The organism is Hoylesella shahii (assembly GCF_937990675.1).
Lineage (GTDB): Bacteria > Bacteroidota > Bacteroidia > Bacteroidales > Bacteroidaceae > Prevotella > Prevotella shahii.
The window spans coordinates 18,157-38,930 of sequence record NZ_CALKQY010000058.1 but is presented as its reverse complement, the minus strand read 5'-3'; the positions used below and the strand labels follow the sequence as shown (position 1 = coordinate 38,930).

Below are 20,774 nucleotides of genomic sequence, written 5' to 3'. Positions count from 1 at the left end.
ACCGACCCCGACACTGGTGAGGAGGAGGAAATCCTTATCGAAAACACCGAAAGCCGCAAGCAATTGGAAAACCGTAACAATGCTATGCGCTTGCTTAAGTCGCAACTTTACGACCGAGCCATGAAGAAACGCTTGGAGGCTCAGGCCAAAATTGAAGCTGGAAAGAAGAAAATTGAATGGGGAAGCCAAATTAGAAGCTATGTTTTCGACGACCGTCGTGTGAAAGACCATCGCACTAACTATCAAACGGGTGACGTGGATGGCGTGATGGACGGTAAAATAGACGATTTTATCAAGGCTTATTTGATGGAGTTTCCCGTAACCGAAAAGTAAAACGGTTCTGTTCAAGGCCAATTTGTACGGGCTAATTTTTAGTCTTTGGATGGCTTAAACGGGTGAAATGCTTGGCCATAGATTGGCCTTCAAGGACCTAAATGCGATAAAGCAAGTCGGCTTTTTTGTCTTCTACCACACATCGCAGGCCCTGTTTACTTCTCTTCTTGCAAACTGATGTATCTATACAACACCTAATTAATAATGCCGCTCGCAACTAGAGCATCCTTTTGAGGCATGTGTAAAGTCTTAAACCACGGCTATTGTCCATAAAGTAAGCGCTTACGCCATTGCTTTTGACTAGAAAACGAATAACCAAAAACGTTAAGGCGACTTTAAAAACCATCCATGCCGAAAGCCGAACTACCCTAAAGCGAGCCTAAAAACTAAAAGTCTATGAGTGAGAAAAGCAAAATGCGCCGCGCAAAGCGTGAGGCGCGCCAAGAGAAACAAGCCAAACAAGTTATGGTCTGGTTAGTGGGTGTATTGGGTTTAGTGGCCCTGTGCCTCCTAATTTGGGCGATGAATTCGTAAGTTTTCGTACATTTTGGTCTTCACTTTGCTTGAAAGTGGCGCTTTAATGCATTGCTTCAATCAAGGTGAAGACCGCCAACAACACATGCTACACATATGAGCGGGCAAGAGATAGAACGTAAGTTCTTGGTTGAAAAAGGCGATGCCTATCGCAAAGAGGCTTTCGCAAGCAGTCATATTGTGCAGGGATACATTCCTTGTGAGGGCGCAACGGTGCGTATTCGTAAGCGCGACGACCGCGCTTACCTCACCATTAAAGGGCGTTCGGTTGATGGGGGGCTGTCTCGTTACGAGTTCGAAACCGAAATCCCTACACAAGAGGCCGACCAACTGTTGCTGCTTTGCCGTGGCGGTGTGGTGGATAAGCGTCGCTATCTTGTTAAAAGTGGGGCACATACATTCGAAATCGACGAATTTTATGGCAATAACGAAGGTTTATTATTGGCCGAAGTGGAGTTGGGTAGTAAGGACGAAGCGTTTGAAAAGCCCCATTTCATCGGACCAGAGGTAACTGGCGATCGTCGTTTTTACAATTCCAACCTGCTTACTTTCCCTTTTTGCCTTTGGCGAAACACTTTGCCAGAAGCATACCGATAACGTTTCCCACCACAACGCCTATGCTGTTGGCTGCAAAATCCAGCCAATCGCCACTGCGGTTGCCGCCTGTGCATGTGGCTTGAGCCAACTCAATGAGTCCGCCCATGAGCAAAGGTGCCATGAAAACACCGATGAAAAGGCGCTTTTTGTTTAGTTCTCTGTGTCGCCGAAGATACTCCGCCCACAGCGTAATGCATAAAAAGGTATAGAGTGCCATGTGCACCCACTTGTCGAAGAGTGAGATATTGGCCAATGGTGTTTCGGGAACTGGCATCAAACAAGCCACCCATATCCCCACGATAAGGCACGTGCCGAAGGGGTAGGCCATGATGATGTGGCGGGCTAAATTTACTTTTTCTAATTTTCTTGATTTCATTTTTCTCTATAATGCTTTGGTTTGCGAATGGCTATTCCTAGGCCGATGCGTGCCTGTTTGCATGTTTACACAATGCGTGTAGCGTGTTGGCAGATACTATTAATATCTATCTAAATTGATAGAATGCGTGATGTAAAAGTCTTAATTTATCACTTCGAAAGCCTTAAAAATGCCAAATCGTATCATGTGAATGCAATATTGCAATTAATTTCTATGCAAAAGTAGATGTTTTTTTATAATTTTGCAGCGTAATAAACCAAAATAATTTTGACTATGTCTGAAAGTAGAGCGGGGTTTGGAAGTAAGTTAGGACTGATTTTAGCCACTGCTGGGTCGGCCGTTGGTCTTGGAAACGTGTGGCGTTTTCCTTATATGACGGGTGCTGATGGTGGTGCTGTATTCATTCTTATTTACTTTTTCTGCATCTTGTTTCTAGGTATTCCCTGTATGGTTAGCGAGTTTATCATTGGTCGTCACGGTGCTTCTAACACCGCCCGAGCCTATGCAAATATGGCTCCCAAGGGCAGTTTATGGCGTTGGGTGGGCTTCTTAGGTGTGGCCACTGGCTTTCTCATCACAGGTTATTATGCTGTAGTGGCTGGTTGGTGCTTGCAATATATGTACGCTTCGGCTGCAAATCAGTTGCAGGGCGACCATGCAGCCATCGCAAGTTACTTCACCGACTTTTCTGCTAGCGCCTTTTTACCTGTTTTTTGGACGGCCATTATCCTGCTTTTCACACATTATGTTATCATACATGGTGTGCGCGGTGGCATCGAAAAGGCTTCAAAGATGTTCATGCCCACGCTCTTTGTACTGCTTCTGGTTATTGTTGTGTCGTCGTGCATGCTTCCTGGGGCGGGTAAAGGCATCTCGTTTTTGTTCAATCCCGACTTCTCTAAACTCAATTCCAATGTTTTTCTCGACGCTTTAGGTCAGTCGTTCTATTCGTTGAGCATTGCCATGGGTTGTATTTGCACCTATGCATCGTATTTTAGTAGACAAACCAATCTGCTACAGACGGCTGTTCAGATTTCCATCATCGATAGTCTTGTGGCCATTCTGGCGGGTTTGATGATTTTCCCCGCAGCTTTCTCTGTTGGTGTAAGCCCCGATAGTGGTCCGTCGCTCATCTTTATCACCCTTCCGCACGTGTTCCAGCAGGCTTTTTCGGGCGTTCCCGTGTTGGGATATGTGCTATCCCTTCTGTTCTATGCCCTTTTGTCGCTGGCTGCAATAACGTCGCTCATCTCTTTACACGAGGTTAGTACGGCTTTCTTTTACGAAGAACTGCACATCACGCGCAAAAAAGCAGCAGCCATAGTAACGGGCGGAACACTCACTGTTGGGCTGTTTTGTTCGCTCTCGTTGGGCGCAATGAGCAGCTTGAGCATTGCAGGCCACTCGTTGTTCGATGTGTTCGACTTTGTTACAGGACAGATATTCTTACCCGTTGGCGGTTTTCTCACCTGCATTTTCCTAGGTTGGTTTGTACCGCGCAATGTGGTTAAAGACGAGTTTACCAACTGGGGAACATTGCGTTCTACACTCTTTGGGGCCTATATCTTTAGTGTTCGCTATGTGTGCCCACTTTGTATCTTGGCCATATTCTTGCATCAGTTGGGCGTGTTCTAAGGCTTTGTTCTCGGCTTAAAGAGGCCGAATGGCGTGAAAACACCCCATTTCATCGAAATATACTAATCTTAATACCATGTCAATTAAAGAACTGTTCTACTTCCCTAAGTCCGACCGCAAGGCTATTCTTTTCCTTGTGGTGGGCATTGTAGCGGTGGTTGTTGTTATCAGGTGGGCCAATGGTCTGTCTGTTTCGCCTCAATCGCCTGTCAAAAAAACGCAGAAAGCGCATAAAAAGGCCAATTCATCGGTTGGCGATGCCAATAAATGGCAATTCGACGACTATGAGCCAGCCCCCGTACACCTATCGTCTTTCGACCCAAACACGGCCTCGCCCGAACAGCTTTTGGCGCTAGGTCTTCAAGCTTGGCAAGTAAAGTCCCTGCTTAAATATCGCAGTAAGGGAGGCGTGTTTAGGCAACCATCCGACTTTGCCCGTCTGCATGGGCTTACGCTAAAGCAATATCGCCAGTTAGAACCTTACATCCGTATTGCCGACGACTATCGCCCTGCTGCCGATTTTATCACAAGCGAGCGCCCACACACCGCGCAACACCGCGATACCTTACGTTTTTCAACAAAGTTAAAACCAGGCGCACACGTGTTTTTGAATACGGCCGACACCACCGAACTGAAGAAAGTGCCTGGCATTGGTAGTTATTTTGCCCGGCAGATTGTGTACTATCGCAACCGCCTAGGTGGCTTTGCTAGCGTGGAACAATTGGCCGAGATAGAAGATTTTCCTACCGAGAGCATGGCTTTCTTTGCACTTACTGCCGATGAATTGGGCAAAATTAAACGCATCAACATTAATAAACTAACCCTCAACGAACTGAAAAAACATCCCTACATCGGTTTCTATCAAGCACGGGCCATTATAGATTTTAGGCGTTTGCATGGCAACTTGCAAAGTCTTGACCAATTGAAGTTGCTCAAAGATTTCTCTGAAGACAAGGTGCAACGATTGCAACCTTACGTGGAGTTTTAACCTCAAATCACTTTTTTCGACTGTAACGATTGGGTTTGTTGCTTGGTGAGGGATGATGCTTACAATCAAACAAGCGATGAAAAGGTTAGAATCAATACAAGCTAAACCCCATGGATGCTTTTCTGTTTTCCCATTTGGGGCAAATAGAAAGTCGATGAAATGGCCAAAAAATGCACAAAAACGCTGCCCAGGAGCCACTTTGCACAAGCAAAGCACCCCTGGGCAGCGTTTTTTTTGTTTTGCTATAGGCTACACAATAGGCAGCGAAATGCCCTTAATCTTTTGGTACACGTCGAGCGCAAACAAGTCGGTCATACCACTAATATAGTCTATCACGGCTTGAATACGCGTTTCAAGATTTTCGCTATTGATGTCGTACTGACTGCTAAAGCGCTGAATGAGTTGCGTGGAGTAATACCGTTTAGGTTCGGCTGCAGCCTCAACCAGTGCCGTTAGCAAGGTCTCCATAATGGTGTAACCGCTCAATTCCACATCCAGCACAGGCTTACTATTGTATATTTTCTTTCTTGAAACAGCCTCGCAACGGCGATAAGCCTCGCGTTCCAACTGCGAAATATTGTCTATCAAACAGCCTTGAAGCGTGCCATCAAGCAGCTTTTGCTCGTTGGCCACAAAGGCTTCAACACATTTATGTTCGAGCAGACCAATCACACAAGCCCGCATATACACCACTTTTTCGTGCACATCGGTCACGCCTTCTTCTTCAATTCTGCGTTTGATGCGCTGTTTGCCCTTCTCGTTAAAGAAACCAAGCAGCAAATCTTCGGTCTCTTCAAAAGATAAAATCTTGAGTTTGTGCGAGTCTTCTATGTCCATCACCTCATAACAAATATCGTCGGCCGCTTCCACCAGATACACCAGCGGATGCCTAGCAAAGCGCAAGGGCTCGTTAGAAGTCGACAAACGAATAATGCCCAATTCATCGGCAATCTTGCAATAGGTGGCTGCTTCGCTGGCAAAAAAGCCAAACTTAGCTTTCTTTACGGCCGCTGCGCTTTCAAACGGATATTTAACAATGCTTGCAAGCATGGTGTAAGTCATTACAAAACCACCTGCGCGCCTGCCGTTAAAGCGGTGCGTAAGCAGGCGAAAGGCATTGGCATTACCCTCAAAATGTATCAGGTCCGACCAAAATTTGGGCGACAACTGCTCTTTTAATCGCAACCCTTGACCCTCTGAGAAGAACGTTTGAATGGCTTTTTCGCCACTATGACCAAAGGGCGGGTTGCCCATATCGTGCGCCAAACAAGCTGCACTAACGATGGTTCCAATCTCTTCGAACCGCGTATTGGCTAGTTCGGGGTGCACTTTGGTTAGTTCGCGAGCCACATCGTTGCCCAGCGACATACCCACCGAGGCCACCTCAAGACTATGAGTAAGCCGATTGTGTACGAATACGCTGCCTGGTAAGGGGAACACCTGCGTCTTGTTTTGCAGGCGCCTGAATGGTGCCGAGAAAATCAGGCGGTCGTAATCGCGTTTAAATTCCGAGCGGTCGTCATGCCTTTCGGGGTGCTTGTCCTCTTGTCCAAGGCGTTTGTTGGAAATCAGTTGCTGCCAATTCATGATGGATGTGCATTATTTTATGGCTGCAAACTTACTCAAAAAAGTTCGTTCTCAGGCACATGCCCCGTTGTTTTTGGCGTTTGATGGGGCTTTTGGTTTTTGTGTTTGGCCAAAATGGCTGTAGCAATGACCGATAATTACTTAAAAAGACAATGTCCTTACGCATCAATTTGCGCGCGAAATGCATTATTCAGGCTATAAATGATGCCGTATCAAAACGCTAGAATGCTTAGACACATAAGCTAACAAAATAAGTTGAAATGTTAATGCGGTAAACAAACTTTACAAAATACACCTTTTCATACCGTGCATTCTAGGTAAAAAAACGGTGAAAACCTATATAAAAAGCAACAAAAATGTAAAAAACGTGTCGTGTCGCAACACTTTTTGTGCGTCGTTTTTTGCAATTTACTATGCTATTGCCTTCTTTTTTCGAAAAAAATGAGCCCTATTTATACTCAGAAGAACATCAAATATACTTAATAAATTTGCAAGATGTAGAGGAATATGCAGAATTTTAAGTGTCGAAGTGAGGTACAACGCAGGCTATTTAGCAGCAAAATGCAGTGCTAACTCCTAGTAAATGCAATGCAATCTCCTAGTAAATGCAACGCTAACTCCTAGTAAACGCAAAGTTAAATGCAGCAAATAGCAGAAATAATGCCCCAAATAGCATGCTTATACTCAGTTTTCGAGTAAATAGATAATAATATATTGGAAATGGATAAAACGCGACTTGCGATGCACTTATGCAGCATATAAATACAAAAATCTAGGTCTTAAAAGGTGTATTTGCCTCGCTAGTGGTGTAAATGGCAGTTAATCATAGAGTTATAAACTTTAAGAATACGCGCCTAAATTTGGCCTAGGCATAGAAATTTTGTGGCGAAGGCACTCATAATGTTAAAATCTAGTACAATTATTTTACATTTATGAGCCCCGTCTACGCTGAACCTCAAATCTCGTTTACGAGGCATATATGTGTTAGCCCCTGTGCGTTGGATAGCTTTGTGCATTCAAGCAATAGCTTTGTTGCCCTTATATATAAGGTGTGGGTAGACAGAGTAACCACAAATTGCCGATTAGTAGTCTAAGGTGCGATGCGTGTTTGAGGGTTTATATTGATAAAGCAGTACCAAAGTTATCGCATATAAGACGTAACATAGTCCCAATACAACTCGATTAGCCATGTCGTATTCCATTAAAAGTGTAAATAATAAAGAGTGAAAAGTGGCGCAATAAGAATTGATAACTATCAAATAATACGTATTTGTTGGTTTGTATTTCGGTTTTTGAAAAAGAAGTGGTGTAAAACACTTGTTTTATTGTAAAGAAACGTGTAACTTTGCATTCCTATCACGTATTAACCAAGTCTATCATGAAAATAGATATTAGGGAAATAGGTTGACGAATGGCATACATATTGGCGTAAAATAACCAGTTGTTGTGCACTAACATCGTGTAAAACATCAAATAAAAGAAATAATTTACTACTGTGAAGAGGGTAAAAATAAGCAAAAAATGAAAAAGAAGAGGTATTATATGCCCTGCATCGAGACAGTTCTTGTTGTAGAGGCAATGACGATTATGGCTGGTTCGAATGAAACAGGATTTGGGCCTGGGGTTGAAAAACCTGGCGATGGAGGAGAAGACGACCTCGATGGTGATACCTATCAACCAGGTGGAGAGCCAACGCATGGCCATCCCTAATGCCTTTAAACGGTTAAGAAACACACTTATCTGTGGCATAAGCCTATGGTATGCTTGACAACCAATAAGGGTTGGCAAGAAAAACTAGTGTGATGCCCTGATTTTTAACAATAACATGAAAACAAAATCTTTATTTTTTATGTTGATGATTAGCCTAATGGGGCTTACATCAATAATTGTTGCAGCTTGTGTCGACAAGAGTGCTGTGGAGGGAGACGCTTATCCGGCCGACTGTTTTCGCTTTGATTTTCAGGGCGTGCAAAGCATGCCAGATGCTCAATACCTACCGCGAAACGTGGCTTACGCTGCTGGTGAAACGCGCGTAGTACCTATTGAGGGCGAAGGAGCAGAGGGATTGGAACTCGTAGAAACGGCTGTTGAGGGTATTGTCACGATGGATGAAGTGGCACAAACACGCGGTGCACTGACCACACAAGATAATTTTTCCGCAATCAACAAGCAGTTTTCTATCTTTGCATGTAAGAATGGTTCAGGCATAGCCGACTATATATATAATGAGAAGGTGAAACCCGATGGTACAATGGTAAAACCCATGAGGTGGTCAAAGGTTGATGCCGCTTCATTAACATTCTATGCCATCCATCCCGCCATTGAAAACGAAGACTTGGATGCAACATCGGGCCGTAGAGCCAAATTTAAATTTAAAGTGAATAGTGATGCAAGTAAACAAGTAGACTTGCTGATGGCTGGCACTGCAGACTTGAAGTTTGACAGTGTAAAAAACAAAGTTGTGCCAATTAACTTTACCCATACCACCACCGCTATCCAATTTAAGATAGGTAGTGACTTCTCTTATAACCAAAAGATTAAAACAATTGAGATTTTAAACGTTAAGGGAGAGGGCGTTTACGATGCAGCAACAAGGAAGTGGACCTTGCGCGATGGGCAAGCCAACTTTAAACTCTCGTTCGACCCGGCTTATCCCACAGCTCAGCGAATGGGTACAATTATCAATCCTGGAGAAGGCTTATTTTTTATGCTTCCTCAAGAACTTTCGGAACAGGCAATGGTGAAAATAACGTTTGAAAGCGGTAAATATTGGCAAGCTAAAATAGGAAATAAGGATAAAGATGGTAATGCACCTAAATGGATTGCTGGAATGACCAAAACCTATACAGTGGCAAATAGTAAGGATGTACAGGATAGAACCTTTGTGCTTTCGGTGGGTGCTAAGGTGAGTGAGCTTACTTACGATAAGCCAACTGCCTTGGTTGAGATTAAAAGTTATCGCCATCTAACGGGGCGTCCTGAGTCGGACAGCTTGCGCGACCGTAAAGAAGCGTGGGTGATTGATTCGTGTTCAATAGGTGGTATAACCTATAAAAGCACTGAAGATATAAATAAGAAAATCAAATTTGAAAAAACACAGGATAATAGAGTGGCCGACGTTTATAAAGTTACGCTCGATCCTGAGTATATTGACTTTAAACAAAAACGCGATACCGAGCTGAAACAGGCTGTATCGCCTTCGGGACGAAAAGATTTATCGCTAACCGCCGGCGGTTGGAGAGAAACGGCTAACTGTTATATCGTTTCGGCTCCTGGCGAATATAAGTTTCCCGCTGTATACGGCAATGCTAAGAAAGGAGGAAGCAACAATAGTGTTGCCTATAATCCAGGAACGGGAGATGGCAACTTCTTATCAAAGTTTGTTAGCGGTAAGGGTGAGATAGATGGTCCCGATATTACCGAAGGTAACAAAGTTGTTGTGTTGTGGCAGAGCGTGCCTGGATTGGTATCAGTAAAGGGTATATCTGCAAATGGTGGCGCAAATCGCTATATAAACTTTAGTGTAGATAGAACCAAAATACAAGAGGCAAGTGCAATTATAGGTTTGCAAAACGGTAATACGGTTTATTGGAGTTGGCACATCTGGATTACGTCTCCCGAAGTGGCTAGCGTAGATAAAGGTTGCTTTATGCGAGAACCTATAGGCTTTAGACATACAAAATGGATGAAGACAACCTACGATAAGGATAGGGAAGTAAAGGTGTATTTCAAACAACGAAGAAGTGGTGCGCAAGCTACATTAATATTAACGCAGAAACCGCACGAGGAAGTAAGTGGCATTGCGTTATACTATCAGCAAGGACGTAAGGACCCCTTGTATGTGGGTGGGCCGTTTAGTTTGCAAAAGCAAGCGATAAATAGTGGTATGATGCTAATCCATGCAGCGCAGCTCCCATTGAAAATGGCGAGGCCACGCATGTTAACTTATCATCCAAGTTCAAAAAGCAACTGGGACTGGTGTGCTCAACAAGGAGAAGATAACACCTACTTCAATCTTTGGGATGCCAAAAACAATGTGGGTTATGGTTACACTGGTCGGTTTATTAAAACCGTGTACGACCCATGTCCTGCAGGATTCCGAGTACCACGTTCGGGAGATTTCGTGAAAATTAAGAGCGGAAATAACGGTAAATCGGCCTTAGTTAAAGCCTTGGGACGTATCAATCCGCGCATTTCTACCCTGGGCATTGTATATGCTGATAGCGGTTTTTATTGGTCGTCTGAAAAGATGGAAGGTGACCGAAGAACCACCTTCTATGGCTATTATGGTGTTTATGGCTTGACGAAGAGAGTGGATGGTAAACACAAATTTGTGGGCGCGAAACTGCAAGGAGCAACGCAACCCTTGTTTACAAATATCTCTTGGGGACAAAATGTCCTACCTATTAAAGAAGAATAATCTACAACCGTAAGCAGATGATGGTCTGTACTGGATGTGTAATGGGCAACTGCACGTAATATAAGCGTGCAGTTGTTTGTTTTTTTATCGCAATTGAAGACTAACGTTTTTATAACTTTTTGGTGTTGTGAGTGAAAATGGTTGTTGCACATTTTGTGAGGTGGCGGTTTAAGTTAAGATTGTGTGGCACACAAGCAGGCAAAGACCAACTAATAGCGAATGGAGAGTAATGAAAATGCTAAATAAATAGTAGATAAACGAGGGGAATCGTCAATTTGGCTTTATCAGTTGGAGGGTTAATGTAGGTTGTATTAAAATGGGATAGAACGTTAGGTTATTGCTTAATGCAGTTTTACTTAAGTGTTAATAATTTGTTATAAGTCATTCAAATATTATTACTTATTTCGTATTTGCTGTTTTGTTTGTCTGTGTAAAGAAATAAGTTTAAGAAAATAGTTGTTTTATTTGGAAATGTGTTGTAACTTTGCAACGGTGTCTCGTATGTACTTATCATATTAAGCAACACGATGTTAAGTGGATATGTAGACCGATTAACATCGCAAAAAGGTCAAAGAGATTTGATGTTATATAGTATTAGTTTAGTAAAGTGTTGCAGATTAAATCAATAGATTAAGACTATTAAAAGAGAGTAATAAGAAACGAATTATGAAAAAGAGGAAATATGATTTGCCCTGTATCGAGATAATTCTTGTTCCAGGGTTGGTATCAATGCTAGAACCTTCCAAAGGGACAGGATTTACCCCTGGGGTTGTACCTCCTGGAGATGGTGGTGAAGACAATTTGGATGGCGATACTTCAGATGGACACGGTAATTCAACACACGGAAACCCTTGACACTTTCCAAAATAAACCTATAATTAATCCATGACAGGCACGTAAGAAATACATGTGAACCCATGATGAACCATGATAAACTCGAAGTCAATGCATGATGAACTCGAAGTGAACCCATGATGAACTCGTGAAAACCATGAATTAAATGACAAGGACATGAAATCAAAAACTTTATTTTCTATGTTGATGGTGAGCCTAGTAGGCTTCACATCTTTGTTTGTCGCTGCTTGTAACGACAACGATTCTGAAGCAGGACGCGTTTATTCGGCCGACTGTATTCGATTTAATTTGCAAGGTGTGCAAAGCATGCCCGATGCTAATTTTTTACCTCGTAATGTGGCTTTTGCCGCTGGTGAAACGCGCGCTGTACCCATTGAGGGCGATGGAGCAGAGGGGTTAGAGCTGGTTGAAACCGCTGTGGAGGGCATTGCCACAATGGATAATGTTGTTCCTACTCGCGGAATATTAACGAGCAAGGATAATTTTGCCAGCATGAACAAGCCTTTCTCAATCTTCGCTTGTAAAAATGGCTCTCAAGTTGCCGATTATATTTATAACGAAAAGGTGAATGCTAATGGTACGATGGTTAAGCCTATGAGATGGACTAAAGGCGATGCAGAGTCGGTTACGTTCTATGCTGTGCACCCTGCTGTTGAAAACGAAGATATGGATACTTCGTTGGGCAAGCGACCAAGGTTTAATTTTACTGTTGCCTCTGATGCAGAAAATCAGGTGGACTTGCTGATTGCTGGTACTAAAGACTTGAAGTTTGATAGCGTGAAGAATAGTGTTGTGCCCATTAACTTTACGCATGTAACAACGGCTATACAATTTAAGATAGGTCGCGACTTCTCTTATAATCAGAAAATTAAAACAATTGAGATTTTAAAGGTTAAGGGTGAGGGTACGTTCGATGCTGCAACTAGACAGTGGATGTTAAGCGGAGCAAACAAAGACTTTAAGCTAACATTCGACCCTGTGTATCCCACAGCACAGCAAGTCAACACATTAATAAATGTAGATAAGGGCTTGTTCTTTATGCTTCCGCAAGAACTCTCAACTGAGGCAATGATAAAAATAACCTTTGAAAGCGGTAAATATTGGACGGCTAAGATTGGTGGAAGTGGTAAAAAGTGGGTAGCTGGTATGACAAAAACCTACACTATTGCTAACAGTAAGGATATGCAAGATAGGGATTTTGTGCTCTCTGTGGGTGCTAAGGGTAATAAAATACTTACCTACAACGACTCTACAGCCACGATTAAAATTGAAAGTTACCGACATTTAAAGGGGCTTGTTAAGGACACAACTCGCGATGTGAAAGAAAGATGGTCGGTTAGTGGATACCGTATAGATGGTGGTGCGCCTATCACAACCAATGTTAGTGATATGATTAAGCTCGAACCCGTTTTGATTACAGAAAGAGGAGCCGATATTTATAAGGTGAGAATAAAGACAGATTATAAAGATGTACTTGGCGCTAGAAACAACTCGCTGAAAAATACAACGCCTTCTGCAACGCCAAAAGACCTTTCTATACAACCAAATGGTAAGGTGGAAACGGCCAACTGCTATATTGTGTCGGCTGGAGGCGAGTATATGTTCCCCGCTGTATATGGTAATGCAAAGAAAGATGGCAAAACAAACACTGCTGCTTATAAGCCAGGAGGGACGGGTGGAAACGTTTTAGCTCAGTTTTTCCATGGCACTGGCAAGATTACTGAACCCGATATTATCGCTGGTGATAAGGTGGAGGTGTTGTGGCAAAGTACTCCAGGGCTCGTAACTGCAGCGGGAGTGACAAAGGCTAGTGGGAAAAATCGCTTCGTGAAATTTAGAGTTGACCAAACGAAAATGTGTGAGGCTAGTGCAATTATTGCCTTGAAGAAAGGCAATACCATATGTTGGAGCTGGCATATCTGGATTACTGCACCCGAAGTGGCTACAACAAATAGCGGCTATTTTATGCGCGAACCATTAGGATTTAGACATACTAAGTGGTGGAAAACAACATACGATACAGATAGAAAGGTGACTGTTATCTTCAAACAAGAAAGAACTGGAACTACCGCTGAACTTACTTTCACCCAAAAACCGCATCAAATGGTGGAAGGACATGCCATGTATTATCAGCTTGGACGTAAAGACCCATTGTGTGATGCTGACGAATTCTCGGCTCAAACTTTTACTCAAAATGGCGGTATGACTTTAAAGGAGACAGTACAACAGCCGCTGCTGATGGCAAATTATCGTAACTTAAGAAGCAATGGTAGGGGCTTTCTCGACTGGAATAACGACCCAGGTGAGAATAATAGCTATCTTAATCTTTGGGATGGTAAAAACAATGTGGGCTTAGGATATGGCGGTGAGTTTGTAAAGACCGTGTACGACCCAAGTCCTGCTGGCTTCCGCGTGCCACGAAGAAGCGAATATTCTAAGCTGAATCCTAACAATGGCGGCAATAAAGTAGCGGTTCCGTTTTTAGGATATTTACATCCAGAGGCGATTCATGTGCTTCAAAATCGTTTAGGAAATGCATATTTCTGGAGTAGTGATAAGATTTTCTCACCTTCGGATAGCTATGCTGTGTATGGTGCTTCTGTGTATGCGTCGGGTGAATACTTAGATGTCTGGAAACCTCCTTATGACAAAGGACATCCCTATTTTGGCTATAGCTTATTGTCTGTGAAAGAATAATAAGTCGAACACACTCATATTATATAAAGGGTTAATACAATTGTTTGGCCCTAGCAAGAACAACAACTGCATGCTGCTTATAGTGTGCAGTTGTTGTTCTTGTTGTTTTGGGGTGAAGTGTGTGTCTGTGGGTGGGCCAATGAAACGGTGTTGTGGCGCGTTTCTTGTGGAGATGATGTGGCTTTTTAAAAATTTGAGTGATTAGATTTGTGTTGTTAGTTGTTGTTGATGTGCTGAGTGCGAAATGTTGTGGCTCTAATTGTTAATATTCAGCAAGTTTAATGAGAACTGTTAATATGGTTATCACTTATTTCTTCATTGCTGTTCGCTATTTCCTTAGTTTAGAAATAATGACATAATATATTGGTGTCGTTTAAAAAATGTTTATAACTTTGCATTCGTTTGTAAGGTACAGCTGAATGTTTTTCGCAACACATTGTTAGTAGATACGCCTTTTTATATTAGCATCTAGTATTGCGTTTTGTTGATTGGATGCTAAGAATAGTATTGAAGTGTTGTGGCATTTGAGAGTAATATATAGAGATTTTAGAGTAATAAATTAAGAGAAGTATTAAATTATGATGAAGAAAACGTATTATGCTCCTTCGGCCAAGACGCATCTTGTTGAAGGAACAACACCTATTTTGGCTGGTAGTGGCACAGACGTAAAGACAACTCCAGAAATAGATGATTTTGGAGATGGTGGAGTTGAAGATTTGGATGGAGAAACCGTGACACCATAGTGTGTGTATCGTTCTTCTTTGTGCAACTTGTTATTTTTTTAGTGATTGATAAAGTAATAAACGAGTAAATGAAATCAAAAAACTTATTATTTGTTTTGGCGGTTGGCCTTATGGGCTTGTCGTCGGCTGTTATGAGTAGTTGTAGTGACAACGAAACAGAACTAGTTCAGAATAAACCAATCGATGGAATTAGCTTTAGCGTTACCGATGTGCAGAACACGGTGGATGCAGCGTCGCTTCCTAAAACAAAAGCGCTGTCGGTTTATGAAACGCAGACCAGCAAAATTACTGGCGACGATGCTGAAGGACTGGAGTTGGTAGAGACAACCATTGAAGGTGTTAACCCCATCTACATCCCTGCAGCCACTCGCGGAACAGTAACCACATCGTTAAACTTCCAGGGACTCAACAAGCCTTTCTCTATTTTCGCATGCAAAAACGGTGGTCCTGTGGCCAACTATTTATATAATGAGAAAGTAAACGCTGATGGTACGATGGTAAACGCTGTGCAATGGCGCAAGGCAGACGCCGCTTCGCTCAAGTTTTATGCTGTTCATCCAGCTGTTGATGTTGCAAATCTTACCACCGTTTCGGGGCAAAATCCCATTATTAAGTTTGCTCCCAACGCAGATGCCAAACAGCAAACCGACCTTTTGGTTGCAAAGACAAACACATTGCAATACGATGATTACGTAAACCAAAAAGTTCCAATCCAGTTCTCACATGCCACAACGGCTATACAATTTAAGATAGGTAACGACCTTTCTTACAATCAAGTGGTGAAGAAAATCGAAATTGTTGGCGTTATTGGTAGTGGCACATACGATGTGGCTAACGGAACTTGGACGCTGGGCACAGATAAGAAAAGCTATACACTAGAGCTTAATCCAGGCTTCTCTACCGCACAAAACCCAGGCGTAGTGATGAATGGTGGCGATGGTGTCTTCTTTATGATTCCTCAAACCTTGCCTAATGATGCTGCAGTTAATATCTATTTTGAAAGTGGCAAGCGGGTACATGCCAAGATTGGTGGCAATAATAAGCAATGGGTTCAAGGAACAACCAGAACTTATTCAATCTCAAACTCCAGCGATCAGAGCGATCGCGATATTGTATTTACCGTTACTCCTACCACAGATTTGGGTGATGGCACAACTGTTAGACAGTACAATCAGCTGAGTGTTCCTTTCACCGTTCAAAGTTATAGCCGTTTAAAAGGTTATGCAAATGATTCGCGTGACAAGAAAGAACCTTGGGAGATTGTTAAATACGAATACGTGGATGGCAACGACCCCGCAATGGGGGTTACAACCACAAAACCCAGTATGCTTGTTTCTGTAACAGATAGAGGTAATGGTAGCACAGCACCGCAGTTGTGCAACCTTGAGTTTACCAATGAACTAACAGACTTTGTGGCCTATCGCAACAAACAACTAAAAGATGCCGACGAAGTTACCACGAGAAAAGACCTCTCAATGGTTGATGGTAAGCAAAATACAGCTAACTGCTACATCGTTTCTGCTCCTGGAAAATATAAGTTCCCCTTGTTCTATGGTAGCAGTAGAGTTAATGACGCGGATGCTACGGAGTCTTTCTGGAATAATAACACCCGTAACGACGGAATGGTATTGAAACGTTTCAAAGGTGGTGTAAATCAAGGAGCAGGAAAATATGATATTCCCTATCCTGATATTCATCAATGGGTAGACGTTGCATCTGTATTGTGGCAAAGCAAACCTGGACTAATAAAGGTAACGGGGATAGACCGTGCAGGGAAAGCATTTGGTGCTGAGGGTGGACGCAATGTTTATATTGAGTTCGAGGTAGCTAAAGACAACATCGAAACGGGAAATGCCATTATCGCCGTGTGGAAGAATAATAAGGTTGCTTGGTCTTGGCATATCTGGATTACTGGCAAAGACGTTGTTGGAGTGAAGAGTGGAGAATTCTTGCGCGAACCTCTTGGCTTTGTACCATCGAAGTGGAAACGTACAACTTATTCGGATGATCGCAAAATAAGACTTACATTTAAGCAAACTCGAACAGGTAAAGAAGTTAAAGTAACATTTACTCAGAAACCTTATTTTGAGCAAGCTCAAGGACAGGCTATGTTCTATCAATGGGGACGTAAAGACCCTTATTGGCCAGGAATGTATTTAACTTCTTCTGATAGGGCGTTTTATGGTGGTATGACGTTGGCTCAAGCTGTGCAGGAACCAATGAAAATGGGTAACAGAAGAGCGTTCTATAGTGCCTTGGGCACTGGCCCCGATGGGCATGAGAAATGGGGAAGCACATGGGATTGGAACAACGACCCTGCTAGAGAATGTACTTATCTGAACCTTTGGGATGCTAATGCAACTGGGTATATGGGCCATAACACCAGTACTTTTGTTAAAACAATCTACGACCCGAGCCCTGCTGGCTTCCATATACCAAGGGCTGCCGACTTCTCAAAACTTACAGAAGGCAGAAGAAGGGCTGCTCTAAGATTGGGCTATATACATCCAGAAGGTGGAGCTGACGGTAATAGACCTGTATATCAAGGCAATCTCCATGGTTATTATTGGACTAGCGAAAAGGTGTATGTGCTGCATAATAGTACTTGGATGTTTGCAGCAGTGCACGCGTACGCAATAAACGATAACGATTTAGAGATACAAAGGAATGCTCAGTATTATACAGATACTCGATTTGGTTATAATGTTCTCCCAATCAAGCAATAACGTACCATCACTTTAATTTGGTTTTCTAAGAAAACCATTCACAACTGCATACTACTCGTAGTGTGCAGTTGTTTTTTTATACCCCTACTTCGATGCTTGTTTACGGTGTGATGCATGATTGTAAGTGGTTAACATTCAATGCTATTTGTAAACGAACCTAAAAATCCATGTAGCGATTTCCGTAAGTTTTGTTCTGTTTTTTCTTTTACATGAAATAGTGTTTCCAAATGCGTATCTGTCTCTGTTTTATTCTTAACTTTGCATACGTACAGAGAATTAACGCAGCAACTTTTCGCGACACAAAGTTAGGCTGATTTCTTGACGTATCAAAGCCCACGGCCTCTTCCGTTGTTTGGAAGTGTTAAGCCAAAATTATAAAAGTGTTGCATCTTTCGGGATAGGTAAATTAATGTATAGAGAGTAGAAGTAATTGATTATGATTAAGAAAGAGTATTGTATGCCCTGTATTAAGACGCACAAACTTATGGGGGCAGAATCTATTTTGGCCGCTTCGGGCCATTCAGGAGTTAACGTATCGGTAGGTGATTACGACGACGGAGGAGAAGAAGACTTAGATGGCGACACTTTCGACTCGTCTGGTGGCTCTACGTCTACACCCATGTATCCGTAACAAGTCCATCAAATTTAAAAGTTAAGGCAATGAAATCAGGAAATTTACACTTAGCATTGATGGCGGGCTGCATAGGCTTGACATCATTAGTCGTAGCCGCTTGTAGCGACATCGACAAACAATTAGAACAAAACTCATCTACCGAACGCGTTAGCTTTAGCGTGTCCGATGTACAAAACGTTGGTAAAGGCGCGAATACTGGCAAGTCGAGAGCTGCCTCGGTGTGGCAATCGCATGCCACACCCATCGAAGGCGACGAGGCACAGGGACTTCAATTGGTAGAAACCACTATAGAAGGGGTGCTGCCCATGCATGCTTCTGCTGCAACAAGAGGAACGATTACCACAACGGTTAACTTCGCTGGCATCAACAAACCCTTCTCTATCTTCGCTAGCAAAAATGGCGGAGCTACAGTGGATTATATGTATAATGAGAAGGTAAACGCTGATGGCTCAATGGTTAACCCTGTGCAATGGCACAAGGCTGATGCCCCTGCGCTGAAATTCTTTGCCGTACATCCCGCTGTAGATGCTGTCGATTTGAAGTCGACCGTGGGGCAAAGTCCTATCGTGCAGTTCGAACCAAAGGCCGATGCAAAACAGCAAACCGACTTCCTGGTTGCTTCAACGAACATCTTGCAATACGACGACTTCGACGGTAAGAAAATCCCTCTAGTGTTCTCGCATGCCACAACGGCCATACAATTTAAGATTGGTAACGACCTATCTTATAATCAAAAGGTGAAAACAATCGAAATCTTAGGCGTTATTGGCGATGCTAAATACGATGTGGCTAATAAGGCTTGGGTGCTTGGAAGCAGCTTAAAGAACTACAAACTCACTTTAAATCCACCCTTCTCAACGGCTCAAAACCCTGGCGTGGTGATTAATGGAGGTGATGGCACGTTCTTTATGATTCCTCAAGTGCTACCCGATGCCGCGATGATTAAAATCACTTTCGAAAGTGGTAAATACTGGACTGCTAAAATAGGTGGAGCTGGTAAAAAGTGGACTGAAGGCACAACCAGGGTCTACACCATATCAAATAGCAGCGACTTATCCGACCGCGATTTCGAACTTTCTATCACGCCTACCACCGATTTGGGCGATGGCGTCACCACAAGAAAGTATAACGAACTCGACATTCCTTTTACTGTGCAGAGTTTTAGCCGACTGAAAGGCTATCCTGATGGTAGTCGCGATAAGGCCGAAGCATGGGAAATCTCTAAGTACGAGTATAGCGAGGATGGCGTAAATTGGACCACAGGCAAACCTTCTATGGTGGCTTCGGTTACCGAACAGGGGGCTGGCGGTTCTGTAGCCGAGGCTTGCAATCTAAGATTGACCTACGATTATAAAGATTTTAAGGCTGAACGCGAGGCGCAATTGCAGTCTGCCCCTGAGGTAACAACAAGAAAAGACCTCTCTATCAATGCTTGTGGACAACGAAATACGGCCAACTGCTATGTGGTTTCGGCCGGTGGTAAGTACAAGTTCCCCTTGGTTTATGGCAATGCCTTACAAAACGGACAAGACAATCGCCATGCTTACAGACCTAACGTAACTGCTAGCAATAGCGTATTGGGTATCTTCCAAGAAGGGCGTGGCAATATCAATGGATATCAAATTAAAGGCATTGATAGGGCACAAGTGGCTTGGTGCAGCGAACCCGGACTGGTAACCATTAGCAATGGTGGTAATGTGTGCAGCGGTTTTGTTGAGTTCGAAGTTGATAAAACCAAAATGAAGGAGGCTAGTGCCATCATCACCGTTTCGTATTGTGGCTGCCCCAAACGCGTTGCATGGAGCTGGCATATATGGATTACGTCTCAAGACGTGCTCAACACAAGCTCTGGATACTTTATGCTCGAACCATTAGGCTTCCGCCATACTGCTTGGGAGGGTACGCCTTATCGCAAAGACCGCCAAGTACGCCTTACCTTTATGCAGAAACGAAGCAAAAAAATAGCACAGATTGTGTTCACCCAAAAGCCTAGTGAAATGATAAGAGAAGGCGTGTCGATGTTCTATCAACAAGGACGCAAAGACCCGCTGTGGCCTGGATGCCCATTTACTGTGCAACCATACGTATATAATGGCGGACTCTCTTTGAAAAATGCGGCTTATTATCCCTTGGAGATGGCTACACCACGTCTGGCTAATAAGGGGGCAACAAATCTGGGTAACTGGGACTGGAATAAGAATTGCGACCCTGACAAAACCTACTTTAACCTATGGGATGCATACAACACCACAGGCTATCAGTATGCTTGCCAGTTCTATAAAACGGTTTACGACCCCTCTCCGGCTGGATTCCATGTTCCACGCGTTGTCGATTTCCAAAAGATTAAAGCGGGTAACAACGGCAAACCTGCATTTGCTCCAACGATTGGTAAAATCGATCCGCAACAGTTCCACAATGGTATTGTTGAAAATAATGCAGGTCATTATTGGACTTCCGAGAAGTATAAAGCCAACGAAGATTCGTATTATGGCTATTATGGCCTCATCGGATTGGTTAAGAAAAAGGCGGATGGCTCTTATTCTTTCGATACCCATAAGCCTGGTTCTTCGATACCGGTTTACCGAAACATGTCTTGGGCATATAGCGTATTGCCCGTTAAAGAATAACATTGCGCTTTAAGGCTGCCCT

15 protein-coding genes are annotated in these 20,774 nt (G+C 43.1%); 13 read left to right on the top strand and 2 right to left on the bottom strand.

Annotated features, from left to right (window positions below; all coding sequences use genetic code 11):
- The 3 genes from QME03_RS08630 to QME03_RS08620 all read left to right on the top strand — a co-directional run.
- The coding region (locus QME03_RS08630; protein ID WP_281724108.1) for a peptide chain release factor-like protein at positions 1-333 on the top strand (333 nt) is incomplete at its 5' end.
- A gap of 396 nt (positions 334-729) precedes the next feature.
- Positions 730-867: a hypothetical protein gene (locus QME03_RS08625; protein ID WP_281724107.1), complete on the top strand. Its 138-nt coding sequence runs from the start codon at positions 730-732 to the stop codon at positions 865-867.
- A gap of 96 nt (positions 868-963) precedes the next feature.
- The gene (locus tag QME03_RS08620) at positions 964-1,464 is read left to right on the top strand and encodes a CYTH domain-containing protein (protein WP_281724106.1); all 501 of its coding nucleotides are present in this window, start codon (positions 964-966) and stop codon (positions 1,462-1,464) included.
- Here the strand turns inward: QME03_RS08620 and QME03_RS08615 are convergent.
- The gene (locus QME03_RS08615; protein ID WP_281724105.1) at positions 1,412-1,840 is read right to left on the bottom strand and encodes a VanZ family protein; all 429 of its coding nucleotides are present in this window, start codon (positions 1,838-1,840) and stop codon (positions 1,412-1,414) included. The genes QME03_RS08620 and QME03_RS08615 overlap by 53 nt on opposite strands.
- A gap of 273 nt (positions 1,841-2,113) precedes the next feature.
- Between QME03_RS08615 and QME03_RS08610 the strand changes: the two genes are divergently transcribed.
- Together QME03_RS08610 and QME03_RS08605 are read left to right on the top strand one after the other, a co-directional pair.
- On the top strand, positions 2,114-3,475 hold the full coding sequence (locus QME03_RS08610; RefSeq protein WP_281724104.1) for a sodium-dependent transporter: 1,362 nt from the start codon (positions 2,114-2,116) through the stop codon (positions 3,473-3,475).
- Positions 3,476-3,551: 76 nt separating this feature from the next.
- Entirely contained in the window at positions 3,552-4,463 is a 912-nt protein-coding gene (locus QME03_RS08605) for a helix-hairpin-helix domain-containing protein (protein WP_281724103.1), read from the top strand.
- 249 nt (positions 4,464-4,712) lie between these two features.
- On the opposite strand, the gene dgt is transcribed toward QME03_RS08605, so the two are convergent.
- Entirely contained in the window at positions 4,713-6,050 is a 1,338-nt protein-coding gene (gene dgt / locus QME03_RS08600) for a dGTP triphosphohydrolase (RefSeq protein ID WP_281724102.1), read from the bottom strand.
- Positions 6,051-7,571: 1,521 nt separating this feature from the next.
- On the opposite strand from dgt, the gene QME03_RS08595 reads away from it, so the two are divergent.
- The 8 genes from QME03_RS08595 to QME03_RS08560 all read left to right on the top strand — a co-directional run bounded on the left by QME03_RS08595 (position 7,572) and on the right by QME03_RS08560 (position 20,752).
- Entirely contained in the window at positions 7,572-7,760 is a 189-nt protein-coding gene (locus QME03_RS08595) for a hypothetical protein (protein ID WP_025815590.1), read from the top strand.
- Positions 7,761-7,899: 139 nt separating this feature from the next.
- Positions 7,900-10,470 (top strand): fimbrillin family protein, encoded by a 2,571-nt coding sequence (locus QME03_RS08590; RefSeq protein ID WP_281724101.1) that lies wholly within the window; start codon positions 7,900-7,902, stop codon positions 10,468-10,470.
- A gap of 729 nt (positions 10,471-11,199) precedes the next feature.
- Positions 11,200-11,325 carry a hypothetical protein gene (locus QME03_RS08585; RefSeq protein WP_273113254.1) on the top strand — a complete coding sequence of 42 codons (126 nt, stop codon included), beginning with the start codon at positions 11,200-11,202 and terminating at the stop codon, positions 11,323-11,325.
- A gap of 156 nt (positions 11,326-11,481) precedes the next feature.
- On the top strand, positions 11,482-14,022 hold the full coding sequence (locus tag QME03_RS08580; RefSeq protein ID WP_281724100.1) for a fimbrillin family protein: 2,541 nt from the start codon (positions 11,482-11,484) through the stop codon (positions 14,020-14,022).
- A 578-nt stretch (positions 14,023-14,600) separates the two neighbouring features.
- A complete protein-coding gene (locus QME03_RS08575; protein ID WP_281724099.1) occupies positions 14,601-14,765 on the top strand; it encodes a hypothetical protein in 165 nt (54 codons plus the stop codon).
- 68 nt (positions 14,766-14,833) lie between these two features.
- The gene (locus tag QME03_RS08570; protein WP_281724098.1) at positions 14,834-17,491 is read left to right on the top strand and encodes a fimbrillin family protein; all 2,658 of its coding nucleotides are present in this window, start codon (positions 14,834-14,836) and stop codon (positions 17,489-17,491) included.
- Positions 17,492-17,927: 436 nt separating this feature from the next.
- Positions 17,928-18,122, top strand: coding sequence for a hypothetical protein (locus QME03_RS08565; RefSeq protein ID WP_281724097.1), 195 nt, complete (start codon positions 17,928-17,930; stop codon positions 18,120-18,122).
- A 29-nt stretch (positions 18,123-18,151) separates the two neighbouring features.
- On the top strand, positions 18,152-20,752 hold the full coding sequence (locus QME03_RS08560; protein ID WP_281724096.1) for a fimbrillin family protein: 2,601 nt from the start codon (positions 18,152-18,154) through the stop codon (positions 20,750-20,752).
- Positions 20,753-20,774 lie beyond the last annotated feature (22 nt).

Bases quoted from the DNA above. Each gene is read 5' to 3' on its own strand.
- QME03_RS08625 (WP_281724107.1), top strand. From the start codon at position 730: ATGAGTGAGAAAAGCAAAATGCGCCGCGCAAAGCGTGAGGCGCGCCAA.
- QME03_RS08620 (WP_281724106.1), top strand. From the start codon at position 964: ATGAGCGGGCAAGAGATAGAACGTAAGTTCTTGGTTGAAAAAGGCGAT.
- QME03_RS08615 (WP_281724105.1), bottom strand. From the start codon at position 1,840: ATGAAATCAAGAAAATTAGAAAAAGTAAATTTAGCCCGCCACATCATC.
- QME03_RS08610 (WP_281724104.1), top strand. From the start codon at position 2,114: ATGTCTGAAAGTAGAGCGGGGTTTGGAAGTAAGTTAGGACTGATTTTA.
- QME03_RS08605 (WP_281724103.1), top strand. From the start codon at position 3,552: ATGTCAATTAAAGAACTGTTCTACTTCCCTAAGTCCGACCGCAAGGCT.
- dgt (WP_281724102.1), bottom strand. From the start codon at position 6,050: ATGAATTGGCAGCAACTGATTTCCAACAAACGCCTTGGACAAGAGGAC.
- QME03_RS08595 (WP_025815590.1), top strand. From the start codon at position 7,572: ATGAAAAAGAAGAGGTATTATATGCCCTGCATCGAGACAGTTCTTGTT.
- QME03_RS08590 (WP_281724101.1), top strand. From the start codon at position 7,900: ATGTTGATGATTAGCCTAATGGGGCTTACATCAATAATTGTTGCAGCT.
- QME03_RS08585 (WP_273113254.1), top strand. From the start codon at position 11,200: ATGCTAGAACCTTCCAAAGGGACAGGATTTACCCCTGGGGTTGTACCT.
- QME03_RS08580 (WP_281724100.1), top strand. From the start codon at position 11,482: ATGAAATCAAAAACTTTATTTTCTATGTTGATGGTGAGCCTAGTAGGC.
- QME03_RS08575 (WP_281724099.1), top strand. From the start codon at position 14,601: ATGATGAAGAAAACGTATTATGCTCCTTCGGCCAAGACGCATCTTGTT.
- QME03_RS08570 (WP_281724098.1), top strand. From the start codon at position 14,834: ATGAAATCAAAAAACTTATTATTTGTTTTGGCGGTTGGCCTTATGGGC.
- QME03_RS08565 (WP_281724097.1), top strand. From the start codon at position 17,928: ATGATTAAGAAAGAGTATTGTATGCCCTGTATTAAGACGCACAAACTT.
- QME03_RS08560 (WP_281724096.1), top strand. From the start codon at position 18,152: ATGAAATCAGGAAATTTACACTTAGCATTGATGGCGGGCTGCATAGGC.